Raw genomic sequence first — 15652 nt, forward strand, 5'->3', positions numbered from 1 at the left:
TGCCTTCAGCGCCCTGCGGCGTAGCCTTGCATGCCGCGCGGATTGGCGGCGGCGCGGCGGCGTGCTCCGACGCGCGAGGCCGCGGTCAGGCGGCCTTCCGACCAATCCGGTCCGACCTCGACGATATGTCCGCGTTCGCGAAGATTCGCGATCGTCGCCTTCGGCACGCGGTTCTCGACCACGAGCACGCCGGGGCGCGCGGTGCGGGGCCAGAACGAGATCGGGAAATGCTCGGAGTGCCAGGCCGGGGCGTCGATGGCTTCCTGAAGATTCAGATTGCAATGGACGTGCCGCAGGAAAAACTGCGTGATCCACTGGTCCTGCTGGTCGCCGCCGGGCGAGCCCCAGGCGAGATAGGGTTCGCCATCGCGCAGCGCCATGGTCGGCGACAAAGTGGTGCGTGGCCGCTTGCCGGGCGCGAGCGAACTCGGTTGGTTCTCCTCCAGATCGAACATCTGCGCGCGGCTGCCGAGGCAGAAGCCGAGCTCGGGGATGATCGGCGATGATTGCAGCCAGCCGCCTGATGGTGTCGAGGACACCATGTTGCCGGCCTTGTCGATGATGTCGAAATGCACGGTGTCGCCGCGCACCTCGCCGAAACGGCCCACCGTCGGTTCACCGGCGCCGAGCGCGCCGACAGCCTCGCGCTGGCCCTCGGCGCGGCGCAGCTTGACCACGCCGCCAAAGCCCTCGATCGCACCGGGCCGGAGATCGAGCGAGGCCTTGTCGGTGACGAGCTTGCGGCGGTCGTTGTTGTAGGGATCCGACAGCAGCGTTCCGATCGGGATCTCGCTGAACTCAGGATCGCCGTAGAATTTCTCGCGGTCGGCGAAGGCGAGCTTGGCGCATTCGATCTGGAGATGGATGAATTCAGGCCCGGTCGGGTCCAGCCCATCGAGCGCAAAGCCCTTCAGCAGCGCGAGCTGCTGCAGCGTCACCGGACCCTGGCTCCAGACGCCGGCCTTGCAGACAGTGTAGCGGCCATAATCGTAGGTGAGCGGGGCCTCGACCGTCGGTTGCCAGCGCGCCATGTCATCGGCCGACAGCACGCCGCGGTGCGGCGAGCCGCTGACGTCCATCACCTCCTGCGTCCGGCAGAATTTGTCGATGGCTTCCGCGACGAAGCCCTGCGACCACGCCTTTCGCGCGCGCTCGATCTCGGCATCGCGGCCGCCGCCATCGCTTTCGGCCTCGCTCAGGATTCGTGCGTAGGTCGCTGCAAGCGTCTTGTTGGTGAAGAGCGTGCCGGGCTTTGGCACTTCGTCGTTCGGCAGATAGACGGCGGCTGATGTCGGCCAGTGCTTGCGGAATAATTGCTCGACGGCCTGGATCGTGGCGCAGGCGCGCTCGACCAGCGGATAGCCGTCGCGCGCATAGGAGATCGCCGGCTCCAGCACGTCGCGCACGCGCATCGTGCCGTAGTCACGCAGCAGCATCATCCAGGATTCGAAGGTGCCGGGGACGCAGGCCGCGAGCAGGCCGGTGCCGGGCACCATGTCGAGGCCTTCGCTCTTGTAATGCGCGATGGTGGCGCGGGCCGGTGCCGGACCCTGGCCGCAGATCACCTCGGTGCGGCCGCGCTTCACGTCGTGCACGATGATCGGAACGTCGCCGCCTGGGCCGTTCAGATGCGGCTCGACCACCTGGAGCGTGAAAGCCGTGGCGACGCCGGCGTCAAAGGCATTGCCGCCCTTTTCCAGGATGGCCATGCCGATAGCGGTCGCGATCCAGTGCGTGGTCGCGACGACGCCGAAGGTGCCTTCGATCTCGGGGCGTGTCGTGAAGGGATCGGGATTGACGATGCTGGCCATGGACTACCTCATGTGCGGCGCGCGCAATTGATCACAGGGCCAGGCCGCCGCCAAATGCGCAGGCTGCATGGCACGCGCGCGTCACGCCGGTACCGGCGCGGTGTTGACCGCATGGCAGGCGACGCCGTCGATCAATTCAGGTGCTTCCTTGCGGCAGAGATCGAACGCCAGCGGGCAGCGCGGATTGAAGGCGCACCCAGGCGGCGGATTGATCGGGTTCGGGATCTCGCCCTTCACGGGAATGCGCTGGCGGCCGCTCATGGCAAGATCGGGCACGGCGCCGAGCAGCATCTTGGTGTAGGGCATGCGAGGACGGGCAAACAGCTCGCGCCCTTCCGCGATCTCGACGATGCGTCCGAGATACATCACGCCGACGCGGCTCGCCATGTGGCGGACGACGGCGAGGTTGTGGCTGATGAACATGTAGGTCAGGCCGAACTTGTCCTGGAGGTCGCGCATCAGGTTCAGGATCTGCGCTTGCACGGAGACGTCGAGCGCGGAGGTCGGCTCGTCGCAGACAATGAACTCCGCGTCGGAGGCGAGCGCGCGAGCGATCGCGATGCGCTGACGTTGGCCGCCCGAGAATTCGTGCGGAAATTTCAGCCGGTCGTCGGGATGCAGGCCGACAAGGCTGAGGAGTTCGCCGACGCGCGCCTGGATGTCGCGCTCGCCCTCGATCAGGTCGAAAGCGCGGATCGGCTCGGAGATGATGGCGTCGACCCGGAAGCGTGGGTTCAGGCTCGCATAGGGATCCTGGAAGATCATCTGGATGCGGCGGCGGAGCTTTCGGCGTGCCGGTGCCTGCCTCGGGTCGGTCATCGAGACGCCGTCGATCAGGACGTCGCCGGAGCTCGGCGGCAGCAGGCCCACGACCATCCGTGCGACCGTGGTCTTGCCCGAGCCGGACTCGCCGACCAGCGCGAAGGTCTCGCCCTTCCTGATGTCGAAGGTGACGCCGTCGACGGCCTTGAGGTATTCGAGATGGCCGCCCTCGAGCACGCGGTTGAGCCAGGGTTTCGATACGTCGAAGACGCGCCGCAGATTTGTGGCCTGGACGAAGGAAGTGCTCATGCCGCGCTCTCCGCCGGCACACTGTCATAGAGGTGGCACGCGACGGATTGCGTGCCGCGCGGTAGTGGCTCCGGCCTCTCCACGCGGCATCGGTCGAATGCGAATGCGCAGCGCGGATTGAACGAACAGCCGCGTGGGATCGCCGACAGGCGCGGCATGGAGCCGGGGATCTGCACCAGACGCTTGTCGTCGCCGGCAAGGGTGGGGATCGCGCCCATCAGGCCCTTGGCATAAGGGTGCAGCGGGTTCCTGACGACGTCCTGCACCGGACCGATCTCGGCAACGCGGCCGGCATACATCACCGCGACGCGGTCGGACGCCTCCGCGATGACGCCCATGTCGTGGGTCACCAGCATCACGGCGGTGCCGTGGTCGCGTCCGAGTCGCTTGATCAGCGAGATGATCTGCGCCTGTACGGAGACGTCGAGTGCGGTGGTCGGCTCGTCCGCGATGATCAGCTCCGGCTCGGCACAGATCGCGAGCGCAATGACCACGCGCTGGCGCATGCCACCGGAGAATTCGTGGGGATAGCCGTCAATGCGCTTTTCGGGTGCGGGGATTCCGACTTCGGCGAGCAGGTCGATGGCGCGGCGGCGCGCGGCGGTCTCGGACAGGTTCAGATGGGTTCTGATCGTCTCGATCAGCTGATCGCCGACGCGGTAGAGCGGATTGAGCGATGTCAGGGGATCCTGGAAGATCATGCCGATCCGTTTTCCGCGGATACGGCGCAGCTCCTCCGCCGGCAAATTGTCGATGCGCAGGCCCGCAAGACGAATCTCGCCGCCGGCGATGCGGCCGGGCGGATCGATCAGGCCGATCACGGCCAGACCCGTGACGGACTTGCCGGCGCCGGATTCGCCGACCACGCCGAGTACCTCGCCCTTGGCGATGTCGAAGGAGACACCGTCGATGGCGCGCAGCGTGCCGCGGCGGGAGGCGAACTCGACCTGAAGATTACGCACGGAGAGGATGGGGTCGGTCATGAGCGAGACGCTCTCATCCAAGTTTTGCTCATCCAGATTTCGCTCTTTGAAATTTTGCTCATCGGAGCTTCGGGTTGAGCGCGTCGCGCAGCCAGTCGCCGAGCAGGTTGATCGACAGGATCAGGGCGGCGAGCGCGATACCAGGGAAGGCCACGATCCACCATTCGCCCGCGAACAGGTAGTTGTTGCCGATGCGGATCAACGTGCCGAGCGAGGGCATTGTGTCGGGCAGGCCGACGCCGAGGAAAGACAGCGTCGCCTCGGTGATGATGGCGAGCGCGAGGTTGATCGTCGCGATGACCAGGATCGGACCCATCGTGTTTGGCAGCACATGGCGGAACATGATCTTTGGTGCGGGAAGGCCGATCAATTGCGCGGCGGCCACGTAGTCCTTGTTCTTCTCGACCATCACGGAACCGCGCACCGTCCGGGCATACCCGACCCAGAAACTCAGGCCGATCGAGATCACCAGCACGATCAGCATGCTGGTTGCATCCAGCCGGTTGCCGAGAATCGATTTGGCGATGCCGTTGACCAGCAGCGCGATCAGGATGGCGGGGAAAGTGAGTTGCACGTCGGCGATCCGCATGATCACGCCGTCCACCGCGCCGCCGAAATAGCCGGCGACCAGGCCAAGCGCGATGCCGAGCGCGCCCGCGAAGATCACGCCGGCCACGCCGACAGCGAGCGAAATGCGCAGCCCGTAGAGAATGGCGGAGAACACATCGCGGCCCTGCTCGTCCGTGCCGAGCAGGAACGGGCTCTGCCCCTCAGCGGTCCACAGCGGTGAGATCCTGGAATTCATCAATTGGAGCTGTGCCGGATCGAAAGGGTCCTGCACCGCGAGCGCGGAGGCAAAGATCGCGAGCAGGAAGAACAGCACGGTAATGGCTGCCGCGACCATGGTCAGCTTGGATCGGCGAAACGAGTAGAAGACGTCGCTGTCGAGTGCGCGGCTGAACCAGCTGCGGGCGGCATGCGTCGGCAGCGTGCTCGGCTTGTCGGGATTGGAGGCGACCACTTCGGACATACAGGCTGCCTTATGTGGCGCGGCCGACGGTCGCGCGCAGGCGCGGATCGACGACGGTGTAGAGGATGTCGACCACCAGATTGATGGTGACGAAAATCAGCGAGACCATCAGCAGGTAGGCAGCCATAATCGGGATATCGACGTTTTGCACGGCCTGCACGAACAGAAGTCCCATGCCGGGCCATTGGAACACGGTTTCGGTGATGATCGAAAATGCAATAACCGAGCCAAACTGAAGTCCTGCCACCGTGATCACGGGAATCAGCGTGTTCTTCAGCGCGTGGCCGAAATGAATGGCACGGGTTGTCAGCCCGCGGGCGCGGGCGAAGCGGATATAGTCGGTCCGAAGCACTTCCAGCATCTCCGCGCGCACCAGCCGCATGATCAGGGTCATCTGGAACAGGCCGAGCGTGATCGAGGGCATGATCAGCGCCTTCAGGCCCGACAATGTGAGCAGGCCCGTGGTCCACCAGCCGAGCTTGACGACTTCGCCGCGGCCGAACGAGGGCAACCAGCCCAACGTCACCGCGAACAGGTAGATCAGAAGGATGCCGATCAGGAAAGTCGGCAGCGAGATGCCGATCAGCGAAACCGCCTGGAATAATTTGGCGAGCAGGGTGTCTCGCCTGAGCGCCGAATAGACGCCCATCAGGATGCCGGAGACCATTGCAAATACGGTCGCGCAGATCGCGAGTTCCAGCGTTGCGGGCATACGCTCCATCAACAGCGTCGAGACCGGCTGGCGGAACTGATAGGAGACGCCGAACTTGAATTGCGCGGCATCTGCGAAATAGCGCACGAACTGCACCGGCACGGGATCATCGAGCCCCAGCGACTTGCGCACGGCTGCGCGTTCGGCCGCCGGCGTATCGAGCGAGACGATCTGGTTGATAGGGTCGCCGGCGAAGCGGAACATCGAGAACGCGATGATGCCGACGGCGAACATGACGCCGATGGCCTGAACGGCCCGGCGAAGAGTGAAAGCGAGCATGCCTTCCACTTTCCTTGAGTGTGCGTCCGGCCGACGTCTTTGTCAGCCGAAAAAGGAAAGGTCCCGGTAGCCTGACGCTGCCGGGACCTTGTGTTCAACTGACGCTATTCCTTCTTGGTCGCCCAGTGGAACATGACCAGATTGTCGGCGCGCTGCGGCAGGTTGACCTTTTTCGATACGCCCCAGGCCAGCGCCTGCTGGTGCAGCGGAATATAAGCCCAGTCCTTGATGCTGATCTCATACGCCTGCTTGATCAGCTGATTGCGTTTGGCCGTGTCGGTTTCGACCAGCACCTTGTCGGTGATGGCGTCGAATTCCTTGTTGCAATAGCCGCCGAGATTGGCCTCGCCGCGCGATGATTTCGCATCGTCGCGACAGCCCATGATGTCGTAGAGCACGTTATGGGAGTCCATCGTGCTCGGCGTCCAGCCCAGCATGTAGAACGAGGTCTGATAGCCGCCCTGCTTCAACACCTTGGCGAAGTATTGCGCCTTGGGCTGCGCCAGCAGATTGATCTTGACGCCGATGCGGGCAAGCATGCCCACGACGGCCTGGCAGATCGCGGCGTCGTTGACGTACCGATCGTTCGGGCAGTCCATGGTGACCTCGAAGCCTTCGGGGTACCCGGCCTCGGCCAGGAGCTTCTTGGCACCATCTGGATCGAACTTCGGCCGGGTGAACTCCTTGGACAGCGCGAACAATTCCGGAGCGATCATCAGCGCCGAGGGCGTCGACAGCCCGCGCATCACCCGCGTCTTGATCAGCTCGATGTCGATCGCTTTGTAGAAGGCTTCGCGGACCTTGACGTCCTTGAACGGGTTCTTGCCTTTAATGTTGGAGTAGAGCAGCTCGTCACGCGTCTGATCGAATCCGATGAAGATGGTGCGCAACTCAGGGGCCTTCAGCACCTGGGCATTCGGGCTTGCATCGACGCGGGAGATGTCCTGGATCGGCACCGGCTCGATGACGTCCACTTCGCCCGAGAGCAGCGCGGCGACGCGGGTGGCATCGGACGAGATCGGGGTGAAGATGATCTCCTTCAGGTTACCTTCCATCTTGCCCCAGTAGTTGGGATTGGCCTTGAACACGGTCTTCACACCGGGCTGATGGCTCTCGATGATGAAGGGGCCGGTGCCGTTCTCGTGAAGCGAGGCATAGCTCGGAGAGGTCGCGGACACCGGCGTCGGCTCGACCGCTTTGTTCTCCTCAGCCCATTTCTTGTCCATGATGTACCAGACATCCCACGACGAATGCAGGATGGGATTGGGCGAGGGCAGGACGAAATCGACCGTGTAGTCGTCGACCTTGACGACCTTGACGTTGGGCGCCAGCCGGGTCTGCATGTTCGAGTTCTTGTTGCGGACGCGATCGGCGGAGAACAGCACGTCGTCGGCGGTGAAGGGGTCGCCGTTGTGGAATTTGACGCCCTTGCGCAAATGGAAGCGCCACCGGGTCGGCTCCGGAGTTTCCCAGCTCTCCGCCAGCGCCGGAATGATCTTGAGGTCCTTGTCCCGCGCGGTGAGGCCCTGATAGACGTGACCGAGATGGGCGTGGGTGGTGGACTCGTTCAGCGAGTAGGGATCAAGCGACTTCAGGTCGCCCTGGTTGGCATAGCGTAGCGTCTGGCTCGACGCGGGCGACATCGTCAACGCAAGCATACCGGCGAGCGTCGCCGCAAACAGAGTTCGACCGACTGACATTCTTGACCCTCTCAACTCTGCCGCGCCGTGATTTTTGATTGTTCGGCGGGCGTCCCAATCCATGTTGCCCAGACTTCTCGACCCGTGCAAGCGCCATTCCAGCAAGGAACGCGCCAAGTTGCGCCGCTGTGCAGCAATGGTGACCGGCATCGAGGGGTGGATGGGCGCGGGCGGGCAATTTTGATTGACCATATCCGCCGATCGAGGAAGCCGGAGGCCGCCGCCGGCCTCAGGTCGCTTGCGTTGCACACCGTCTCGCGGCGATACTGCGGCAGGCCGCTCGAATCTCATCTGGAGGGGACATGAAAGTTAATATCGAAATCGACTGCACCCCCCTCGAAGCCCGTCAGTTCATCGGATTGCCCGATCTGGCACCGATGCAGACGGCGGTGATGGACAAGCTGCAGCAGCAGGTCTTGAGCAACATCGACAAGGTCTCGCCGGAGTCGCTGATCCAGAGCTGGTTCACCTTCGATCCCAAGCTTGCCGAGCGGTTTCAGGACATGTTCGTCACCATGGCCGGCCTCGGCGGCACGCGCAGCGGCGACAAGAAGAAATAATGCCGCCCGGTCCGGACGGGCCGCAGACCTCGGGCCGGCTTCGTCCGCCCGGCCTTGCCTTGCTGCTCGCCGAAGCCCGTGGGTTGCTCGAACTCAACGCCAGCCTGCTGCTGTCGCCGGTCCTGATGCGGGCACCCAAAGGCGATGGCCATCCGGTGCTGGCGCTGCCTGGCTTCCTCGCCAGCGACCTCTCGATGGCGCCGATGCGGAGCTATCTCAGCGAGCTCGGCTATGAGGCACATGCCTGGCGAATGGGCCGTAATTTCGGCGGGCTCGGACGGATGCGGGATTCGTTGCGCGCCCGTCTCGCCGAAATCCATGCTGCGAGCGGACGCAAGGTCAGCCTGGTCGGATGGAGTCTCGGCGGCGTCTATGCGCGCGATCTCGCGCTCCAGGCGCCCGACATGGTCCGCAACGTCATCACGCTCGGCAGCCCTTTTGCCAATGACATACGGGCGACCAATGCGACGCGGCTCTACGAGATGATGTCCGGCGAGCGAGTGGAGGATTTCGCCGAGCTGCGCGAAGCGATCGCCGGCGATCTTCCGGTGCCGGCGACGTCGATCTATTCGCGCGCCGACGGCATCGTGAACTGGCGGACTTGCCTGCTGCGTCCCTCCGACCGTGCCGAGAACATCGAGGTGCACCTGGCGAGCCACATCGGGCTTGGGGTGAACCCTGCAGCGCTGTGGGCCGTCGCGGACCGCCTTGCGCAACCGGAGGGGGAGTTCTGGCCATTTGACCGGGCAGGGCCGTTTGCCATTGCATATGCCCCGCCGGAACAGGCAGTATCGGCCTGACGAGAAGCGCCGCCTAAGGTGCCCGTCAAATACTCGGGAGGGAACTATGGCTGACGGTAAGAAGCTGTCGTCGCTGGACGCGTCGTTTCTCTATCTGGAAACGCCGGAAATGCCGATGCATGTCGGGAGCATGGCGATCTTTCGCCTGCCGGACGACTACAAGGGCGACTTCTTCGAAGATTTCAAGGCGATGATCGTCTCGCGTCTGCACATCGCGCCGATCCTCAAGGCGCGCCTGGAGAAGGCGCCGCTCGACATCGATCATCCCTCCTGGGTGGAGGACGATCAGTTCGACATCGACCGTCACATCTTCCGCGCCAGCCTGCCGCAGCCGCGCGACCGCGCCACGCTCGAACGCATCGTGGGCTGGATGCACGCCAAGCTCTTGAACCGCGCCCGCCCGCTCTGGGAGTTCTACGTGTTCGAGGGCATGAAGAACAACGAGGTCGGGCTTTATTCGAAGATGCATCATGCCGCCATCGACGGCGGCGCCGGTGCGGCGCTGACTAACATGATCTACGATATCTCGCCGATCCCGCGGAAGGTCGATCCGCCGATCGCGGGCGCGAAGCCCGGGCAGGAGCCGCGCGACATCGCAGCGAACCTGGTCGATTCCTACCAGCAGCTTTTCACCCAGCCGCTCGATGCATCGGCGGCCGCGAAGAACCTGCAACTGCCGCGCACCGGCAAGAGCGACATCGGTTCGATCCTGTTCGACAATGCGATGTACCAGATCGAGAGCGCCGTGCGCTTTGCCGGCAACATCCCGACCATGGTCAAGAGCGTCTCGGACGTGCTCGGCAAGATATCCGATCCAAAATCGCGCGAGAGCCTCGCCAGCATGGTGTCGCCGCCGACCATGCTCAACAAATCGATCTCGTCCGAGCGCAGCTTCGCCGGCGTCTCGATCTCGCTGTCGCGATCCAAGGCGCTGGCCAAGCAGGCCGGCGGCAAGCTCAACGACGTCGTGCTGGCGCTCGCCTCCGGCGTGGTCCGGCGCTACCTCCTGCAACACGGAACGCTGCCGGCGAAGTCCTTGACCGCTGCCGTGCCGATCTCGCTGCGCGAGGAAGGCAACACCGAAGCCAACAACCAGGTGTTCGGCATGATCTGTTCGATCGCGACCAACATCGACGATCCCAAGGCGCGCCTGGAAGCCATCATCGCGCAATCGACCAAGTCCAAGGAGATGTCGCATCCGCTGCGGGCGCTGATGCCGCAGGTCTCCAACATCTCGATGCTAGGCGCGCCGATCATCGTTCAGATCATGGCGCTGCTCTACAGCCGCTCCGATTTGTCGAATGTGCTGCCGCCGGCTGCGAACATCACGGTGTCCAACGTGCCGGGGCCGCGGCAGACGCTCTACGCCGCGGGCGCGGAGCTGTTGCACATCTTCCCGGTGTCGATTTCGACGCACGGACAGGCGCTCAACATCACCGTGCAGAGCTATCGCGACCAGCTCGATTTCGGCTTCATCGTCGGCGCCAACATCATTCCGCACGTGCAGGTGATGTGCGACATGCTGCCGGAGGAGTTTGCCGCGCTGGAGGCTGCCTATGCTTCGCCCGCGGCGGACATCAAGGGTGCCGCCGAGTAGGAATGTTCCGATGATTGAAATGCCACCGCTCAAGTTCGCGCAGACGAACGGAATCCGCATGGGCTACTACGAGGCGGGCCCTGTCACGGACAAGCCGCCGATCGTGCTGTGCCATGGCTGGCCCGAACTCGCATTTTCCTGGCGCCACCAGATCAAGGCGCTGAGCGAGGCTGGTATCCGTGTGATCGCGCCGGACCAGCGCGGCTACGGCGCGACCGACCGGCCAGAGCCGGTCGAGGCTTATGACATGGAGCATTTGACCGGCGATCTCGTCGGGCTGCTCGATCATCTCGGGATCGACAAGGCGATCTTTGTCGGCCACGACTGGGGCGGATTCGTCGTCTGGCAGATGCCGCTGCGGCATCCTTCGCGCGTCGCCGGTGTGGTCGGCGTCAACACGCCGCATTGGGACCGCGCGCCGATCGATCCGATCGCGCTGTTCCGCCAACGCTTCGGCGATCAGATGTATATCGTCCAATTCCAGGATCCCGCGCGTGAGCCGGACAGGATATTCGGCAGCCGCGTCGAGCAGACGTTCGACGCGTTCATGCGCAAGCCGCTGGCGCGGCCGGCGGCGAAACCGGAGGAGCCGCCGATCGCTGGTGTCGGCGCCTCGTCAAAGACCAATCTGGCGTTCCCGCAGATGATCGCGGCCTATGATGCAAAGCACGATCCGCGCACGCCGATCCTGTCCGCCGACGAGAAGAAAGTGTTCGTCGATACGTTCACGAAAACCGGCTTCACCGGCGGCATCAACTGGTATCGCAACTTCACCCGCAATTGGGAGCATGCGAAAGGCCTGGACCATCACGTGCACGTGCCGTCATTGATGATCATGGCCGAGAACGATGCCGTGCTGCCGCCGTCGGCGGCCGACGGCATGGAGACGCTGATATCTGATCTCGAGAAATATCTTGTGAAAGACAGCGGCCATTGGACGCAGCAGGAGAAACCGGAGGAGGTCAGCGCCAAGCTGATCGAATGGCGTAGAAGGCGGTTTGGCTAGCTGATCATTGCGAACTCGTCATTGCGAGGAGCGAAGCGACGAAGCAATCCAGGCTGCCTTCGCCGACATATTTCTGGATTGCTTCGCTTCGCTCGCAATGACGACACTGAGGCAGGGGGACTACATTTCGATGTCATCCAAGAACCGTCTGGATCCGATACCGCAGCCGCCGACCAAGCCGGTGGTCGGCAACATGCTGTCACTGGATTCGGCCGCGCCGGTGCAGCATCTGACCCGGCTTGCCAAGGAGCTGGGGCCGATCTTCTGGCTCGACATGATGGGCTCGCCGATCGTGGTCGTCTCCGGCCACGATCTTGTCGACGAGCTCTCCGACGAGAAGCGATTCGACAAGACGGTGCGCGGTGCACTGCGGCGGGTGCGCGCGGTCGGCGGCGACGGCCTGTTCACGGCCGACACCAGGGAGCCGAACTGGAGCAAGGCGCACAACATCCTGCTCCAGCCCTTCGGCAACCGCGCCATGCAATCCTATCACCCGAGCATGGTCGACATCGCCGAGCAGCTCGTCGGCAAATGGGAACGTCTCAATGCCGACGACGAGATCGACGTCGTTCACGACATGACGGCGCTGACGCTGGATACGATCGGCCTGTGCGGCTTCGACTACCGCTTCAATTCGTTCTACCGGCGGGACTACCATCCTTTCGTCGAGTCGCTGGTGCGGTCGCTCGAAACCATCATGATGACGCGCGGCCTGCCGTTCGAGCAGCTCTGGATGCAGAAGCGGCGCAAGACCATGGCTGAAGACGTCGACTTCATGAACAAGATGGTCGACGAGATCATTGCGGAGCGCCGCAAGGGAGGCGATGCGACCGACGACAAGAAGGATATGCTTGCGGCGATGATGACCGGCGTCGATCGCTCGACCGGCGAGCAGCTCGACGACGTCAACATTCGCTATCAGATCAACACGTTCCTGATCGCAGGCCACGAGACCACCAGCGGCCTGTTGTCCTGCACGCTGTATGCGTTGCTCAAGCACCCCGACATTCTCAAGAAAGCCTATGACGAGGTCGATCGCGTCCTCGGTCCCAATGTCGACGTGCGGCCGACCTATCAGCAGGTCACGCAGCTCACCTACATCACGCAGATCCTGAAGGAGGCGCTGCGGCTATGGCCACCGGCGCCGGCCTATGGCATCTCGCCGCTGAACGACGAGACCATCGGCGGCGGCATGTACAAACTTCGGAAGGGTACGTTCACCACCATCCTGGTGACCGCGCTGCATCGCGATCCCTCGGTCTGGGGTCCGAACCCGGACGCGTTCGATCCGGAGAATTTCAGCCGTGAGGCGGAAGCCAAACGGCCGATCAATGCCTGGAAGCCGTTCGGCAACGGCCAGCGCGCCTGCATCGGCCGCGGCTTCGCCATGCACGAGGCCGCGCTCGCACTCGGCATGATCCTCCAGCGGTTCAAGCTGATCGACCACCAGCGCTACCAGATGCATCTGAAGGAAACGCTGACGATGAAGCCGGACGGCTTCAAGATCAAGGTCCGTCCGCGCGCCGATCGCGAGCGCGGTGCCTATGGCGGACCTGTGGCGGTGTCGTCGGCGCCGAAGGCCCCGCGTCAGCCCACCGCGCGGCCCGGCCACAACACGCCGATGCTGGTACTCTACGGCTCCAATCTCGGCACCGCCGAGGAGCTCGCGACGCGCATGGCCGACCTTGCCGAGATCAACGGCTTTGCCGTGCATCTGGGGCCGCTCGACGATTACGTCGGCAAGTTGCCGCAGGAGGGTGGCGTGCTGATCATCTGCGCCTCCTATAACGGCGCGCCGCCGGACAACGCGATCCAATTCGTTAAATGGCTCGGCGACGAGCTGCCGAAGGATGCGTTTGCCAATGTGCGCTACGCCGTGTTCGGCTGCGGCAACAGCGACTGGGCCGCGACCTATCAGTCGGTGCCGCGCTTCATCGATGAGCAGTTATCGGCGCATGGCGCGCGCGCGGTCTATCCGCGCGGCGAAGGCGATGCGCGCAGCGATCTCGACGGCCAGTTCCAGAAATGGTTCCCGGCAGCCGCCCAGGTCGCGACCAAGGAATTCGGCATCGACTGGAATTTCACCCGTACCGCGGAGGACGATCCGCTCTACGCGATCGAGCCGGTCGCGGTGACCGCCGTCAACACCATCGTCGCCCAGGGCGGCGCGGTGGCCATGAAGGTGCTGGTCAATGACGAGCTTCAGAACAAGGCCGGTTCCAATCCGTCAGAGCGTTCGACGCGCCACATCGAGGTGCAGCTGCCGTCCAACATCAATTACCGCGTCGGCGATCATCTGAGCGTGGTTCCGCGCAACGATCCGACGCTGGTGGATTCGGTCGCCCGGCGCTTTGGCTTCCTGCCGGCCGACCAGATCAGGCTTCAGGTTGCCGAAGGCCGCCGCGCGCAATTGCCGGTCGGGGATGCCGTGTCGGTCGGCCGCCTGCTCAGCGAGTTCGTCGAGCTCCAGCAAGTGGCGACGCGGAAGCAGATCCAGATCATGGCCGAGCACACCCGCTGCCCGGTGACCCAGCCGAAGCTGCTGGCCTTCGTGGGCGAGGAGCCTGAAACGCTCGAGCGTTATCGCAGCGAGATCCTGGCCAAGCGGAAATCGGTGTTCGATTTGCTGCTCGAATATCCGGCCTGCGAATTGCCGTTCCACGTTTATCTGGAAATGCTCTCGCTGCTGGCGCCGCGTTACTATTCGATCTCGTCTTCGCCGTCGGTCGATCCGGTTCGTTGCAGCGTCACGGTCGGCGTGGTCGAAGGGCCGGCCGCCTCGGGCCGCGGCACCTACAAGGGTATCTGCTCGAACTATCTCGCCAATCGACGCGCGGGCGACGTGATCCATGCAACCGTGCGTGAGACCAAGGCCGGCTTCCGGCTCCCGGACGATCCATCCGTGCCGATCGTCATGATCGGCCCGGGGACGGGACTGGCGCCGTTCCGCGGCTTCCTCCAGGAGCGCGCCGCCCGCAAGGCAAAGGGCGCCGCGCTCGGTCCGGCCATGCTGTTTTTCGGCTGCCGTCATCCCGATCAGGATTTTCTCTACGCGGACGAGCTGAAGGCGCTGGCGGCAAGCGGCATCACCGAGCTGTTCACCGCGTTCTCGCGTGTGGAGGGACCGAAGACCTATGTTCAGCACGTCCTCGCCGCGCAGAAGGACAAGGTCTGGCCGCTGATCGAGCAGGGCGCGATCGTCTATGTCTGTGGCGACGGCAGCAAGATGGAGCCCGACGTGAAGGCGGCGCTGGTCGCGATTCATCGCGAGAAGAGCGGCGGCGATGCCGCCACGGCTGCCCGCTGGATCGAGGAAATGGGCGCCAAGAACAGGTATGTGCTGGACGTTTGGGCAGGAGGGTAGGCCGCTGGCCGGGACGTGCTAAAGCTCTCGCATGATTCCCTGGGAAAAGATCGATACCGCCAAAATCCCCGGCTCCGATGAAGAGCTTCGCCTGATGCGGCGAGGCAAGGAGTTCTCCATCAAGCTCGGCACCAACGAGCTGATGAACAACCGCCTGTCGGGCTCGGAAGCCGCGCTCGCCACGCTGGCGGCGAAGCAGATCGAGGCGGTCGCAAAACCCGTCGTCCTCATCGGGGGCCTGGGCATGGGTTTTACGCTGCGTGCGGCGCTGACCGTGCTGGGAGGCAAGGCGAAGATTGTGGTCTCAGAGCTCGTGCCGGCGGTGGTCGCCTGGGCGCGGGGCCCGATGGCGCAGGTGTTCGGCGACAGTCTCGATGATGTCAGGGTGAGCATACGGGAAACCGACGTTGGCGAAATCATCCGGGCGCAGCGGTCGGCATTCGATGCCATCCTCCTCGACGTCGACAACGGACCGGAAGGGCTGACCCGGAAGGGCAATGATGCGCTCTATAATGCGAGCGGGTTGAAAGCAGCGAAGACGGCGCTGCGGCCGGGAGGCGTGCTCGCGGTCTGGTCCTCGGGACCCAACCCGGCCTTCGCCAAGCGGCTCGGTAGCGCCGGCTTCGACGTCAACGAAGTCAATATCCGCGCCACCGGAAGAGGCGGTGGCGCACGTCACGTGATCTGGATGGCGAGGAAGAGCTAGGCGGCTATTTGTAGCCCGGATGAGCGCAGCGAA

The 15652-nt window shown here is 63.9% G+C and carries 12 protein-coding genes; 6 read left to right on the forward strand and 6 right to left on the reverse strand.

The window, feature by feature from the left end:
• Positions 1-5: 5 nt before the first annotated feature.
• The 6 genes from BRA471DRAFT_RS13060 to BRA471DRAFT_RS13085 all read right to left on the reverse strand — a co-directional run bounded on the left by BRA471DRAFT_RS13060 (position 6) and on the right by BRA471DRAFT_RS13085 (position 7586).
• Positions 6-1811: a gamma-glutamyltransferase family protein gene (locus BRA471DRAFT_RS13060; RefSeq protein ID WP_007607873.1), complete on the reverse strand. Its 1806-nt coding sequence runs from the start codon at positions 1809-1811 to the stop codon at positions 6-8.
• Between the two features lie 81 nt (positions 1812-1892).
• Positions 1893-2882 carry an ABC transporter ATP-binding protein gene (locus tag BRA471DRAFT_RS13065; RefSeq protein ID WP_007607874.1) on the reverse strand — a complete coding sequence of 330 codons (990 nt, stop codon included), beginning with the start codon at positions 2880-2882 and terminating at the stop codon, positions 1893-1895.
• A complete protein-coding gene (locus BRA471DRAFT_RS13070) occupies positions 2879-3865 on the reverse strand; it encodes an ABC transporter ATP-binding protein (RefSeq protein WP_007607875.1) in 987 nt (328 codons plus the stop codon). The genes BRA471DRAFT_RS13065 and BRA471DRAFT_RS13070 overlap by 4 nt, the downstream gene beginning before the upstream one ends.
• A gap of 58 nt (positions 3866-3923) precedes the next feature.
• The gene (locus BRA471DRAFT_RS13075) at positions 3924-4895 is read right to left on the reverse strand and encodes an ABC transporter permease (protein WP_007607876.1); all 972 of its coding nucleotides are present in this window, start codon (positions 4893-4895) and stop codon (positions 3924-3926) included.
• Between the two features lie 10 nt (positions 4896-4905).
• Complete coding sequence (locus tag BRA471DRAFT_RS13080) at positions 4906-5886, reverse strand: ABC transporter permease (protein ID WP_007607877.1); 981 nt, start codon at positions 5884-5886, stop codon at positions 4906-4908.
• A gap of 104 nt (positions 5887-5990) precedes the next feature.
• Positions 5991-7586, reverse strand: coding sequence for an ABC transporter substrate-binding protein (locus BRA471DRAFT_RS13085; RefSeq protein WP_007607878.1), 1596 nt, complete (start codon positions 7584-7586; stop codon positions 5991-5993).
• A gap of 302 nt (positions 7587-7888) precedes the next feature.
• Between BRA471DRAFT_RS13085 and BRA471DRAFT_RS13090 the strand changes: the two genes are divergently transcribed.
• The 6 genes from BRA471DRAFT_RS13090 to BRA471DRAFT_RS13115 all read left to right on the forward strand — a co-directional run bounded on the left by BRA471DRAFT_RS13090 (position 7889) and on the right by BRA471DRAFT_RS13115 (position 15619).
• Positions 7889-8146: a DUF6489 family protein gene (locus BRA471DRAFT_RS13090; protein ID WP_007593837.1), complete on the forward strand. Its 258-nt coding sequence runs from the start codon at positions 7889-7891 to the stop codon at positions 8144-8146.
• Entirely contained in the window at positions 8146-8946 is an 801-nt protein-coding gene (locus tag BRA471DRAFT_RS13095) for a triacylglycerol lipase (protein WP_007607879.1), read from the forward strand. Before BRA471DRAFT_RS13090 ends, BRA471DRAFT_RS13095 begins: the two co-directional genes overlap by 1 nt.
• Positions 8947-8992: 46 nt before the next feature.
• Positions 8993-10543, forward strand: coding sequence for a wax ester/triacylglycerol synthase family O-acyltransferase (locus BRA471DRAFT_RS13100; protein WP_007607880.1), 1551 nt, complete (start codon positions 8993-8995; stop codon positions 10541-10543).
• 10 nt (positions 10544-10553) lie between these two features.
• Positions 10554-11549, forward strand: coding sequence for an alpha/beta fold hydrolase (locus BRA471DRAFT_RS13105; RefSeq protein ID WP_007607882.1), 996 nt, complete (start codon positions 10554-10556; stop codon positions 11547-11549).
• 130 nt (positions 11550-11679) lie between these two features.
• A complete protein-coding gene (locus BRA471DRAFT_RS13110; protein WP_007607884.1) occupies positions 11680-14913 on the forward strand; it encodes a bifunctional cytochrome P450/NADPH--P450 reductase in 3234 nt (1077 codons plus the stop codon).
• Between the two features lie 31 nt (positions 14914-14944).
• Positions 14945-15619, forward strand: a complete 675-nt coding sequence (locus tag BRA471DRAFT_RS13115) for a spermidine synthase (protein WP_007607886.1) — start codon at positions 14945-14947, stop codon at positions 15617-15619.
• Positions 15620-15652: the final 33 nt, after the last annotated feature.

It is taken from the genome of Bradyrhizobium sp. WSM471 (assembly GCF_000244915.1).
GTDB lineage: Bacteria > Pseudomonadota > Alphaproteobacteria > Rhizobiales > Xanthobacteraceae > Bradyrhizobium.

Bases quoted from the DNA above. Each gene is read 5' to 3' on its own strand.
- BRA471DRAFT_RS13100 (WP_007607880.1), top strand. From the start codon at position 8,993: ATGGCTGACGGTAAGAAGCTGTCGTCGCTGGACGCGTCGTTTCTCTAT.
- BRA471DRAFT_RS13070 (WP_007607875.1), bottom strand. From the start codon at position 3,865: ATGACCGACCCCATCCTCTCCGTGCGTAATCTTCAGGTCGAGTTCGCC.
- BRA471DRAFT_RS13105 (WP_007607882.1), top strand. From the start codon at position 10,554: ATGATTGAAATGCCACCGCTCAAGTTCGCGCAGACGAACGGAATCCGC.
- BRA471DRAFT_RS13080 (WP_007607877.1), bottom strand. From the start codon at position 5,886: ATGCTCGCTTTCACTCTTCGCCGGGCCGTTCAGGCCATCGGCGTCATG.
- BRA471DRAFT_RS13065 (WP_007607874.1), bottom strand. From the start codon at position 2,882: ATGAGCACTTCCTTCGTCCAGGCCACAAATCTGCGGCGCGTCTTCGAC.
- BRA471DRAFT_RS13060 (WP_007607873.1), bottom strand. From the start codon at position 1,811: ATGGCCAGCATCGTCAATCCCGATCCCTTCACGACACGCCCCGAGATC.
- BRA471DRAFT_RS13115 (WP_007607886.1), top strand. From the start codon at position 14,945: ATGATTCCCTGGGAAAAGATCGATACCGCCAAAATCCCCGGCTCCGAT.
- BRA471DRAFT_RS13075 (WP_007607876.1), bottom strand. From the start codon at position 4,895: ATGTCCGAAGTGGTCGCCTCCAATCCCGACAAGCCGAGCACGCTGCCG.
- BRA471DRAFT_RS13095 (WP_007607879.1), top strand. From the start codon at position 8,146: ATGCCGCCCGGTCCGGACGGGCCGCAGACCTCGGGCCGGCTTCGTCCG.
- BRA471DRAFT_RS13085 (WP_007607878.1), bottom strand. From the start codon at position 7,586: ATGTCAGTCGGTCGAACTCTGTTTGCGGCGACGCTCGCCGGTATGCTT.
- BRA471DRAFT_RS13110 (WP_007607884.1), top strand. From the start codon at position 11,680: ATGTCATCCAAGAACCGTCTGGATCCGATACCGCAGCCGCCGACCAAG.
- BRA471DRAFT_RS13090 (WP_007593837.1), top strand. From the start codon at position 7,889: ATGAAAGTTAATATCGAAATCGACTGCACCCCCCTCGAAGCCCGTCAG.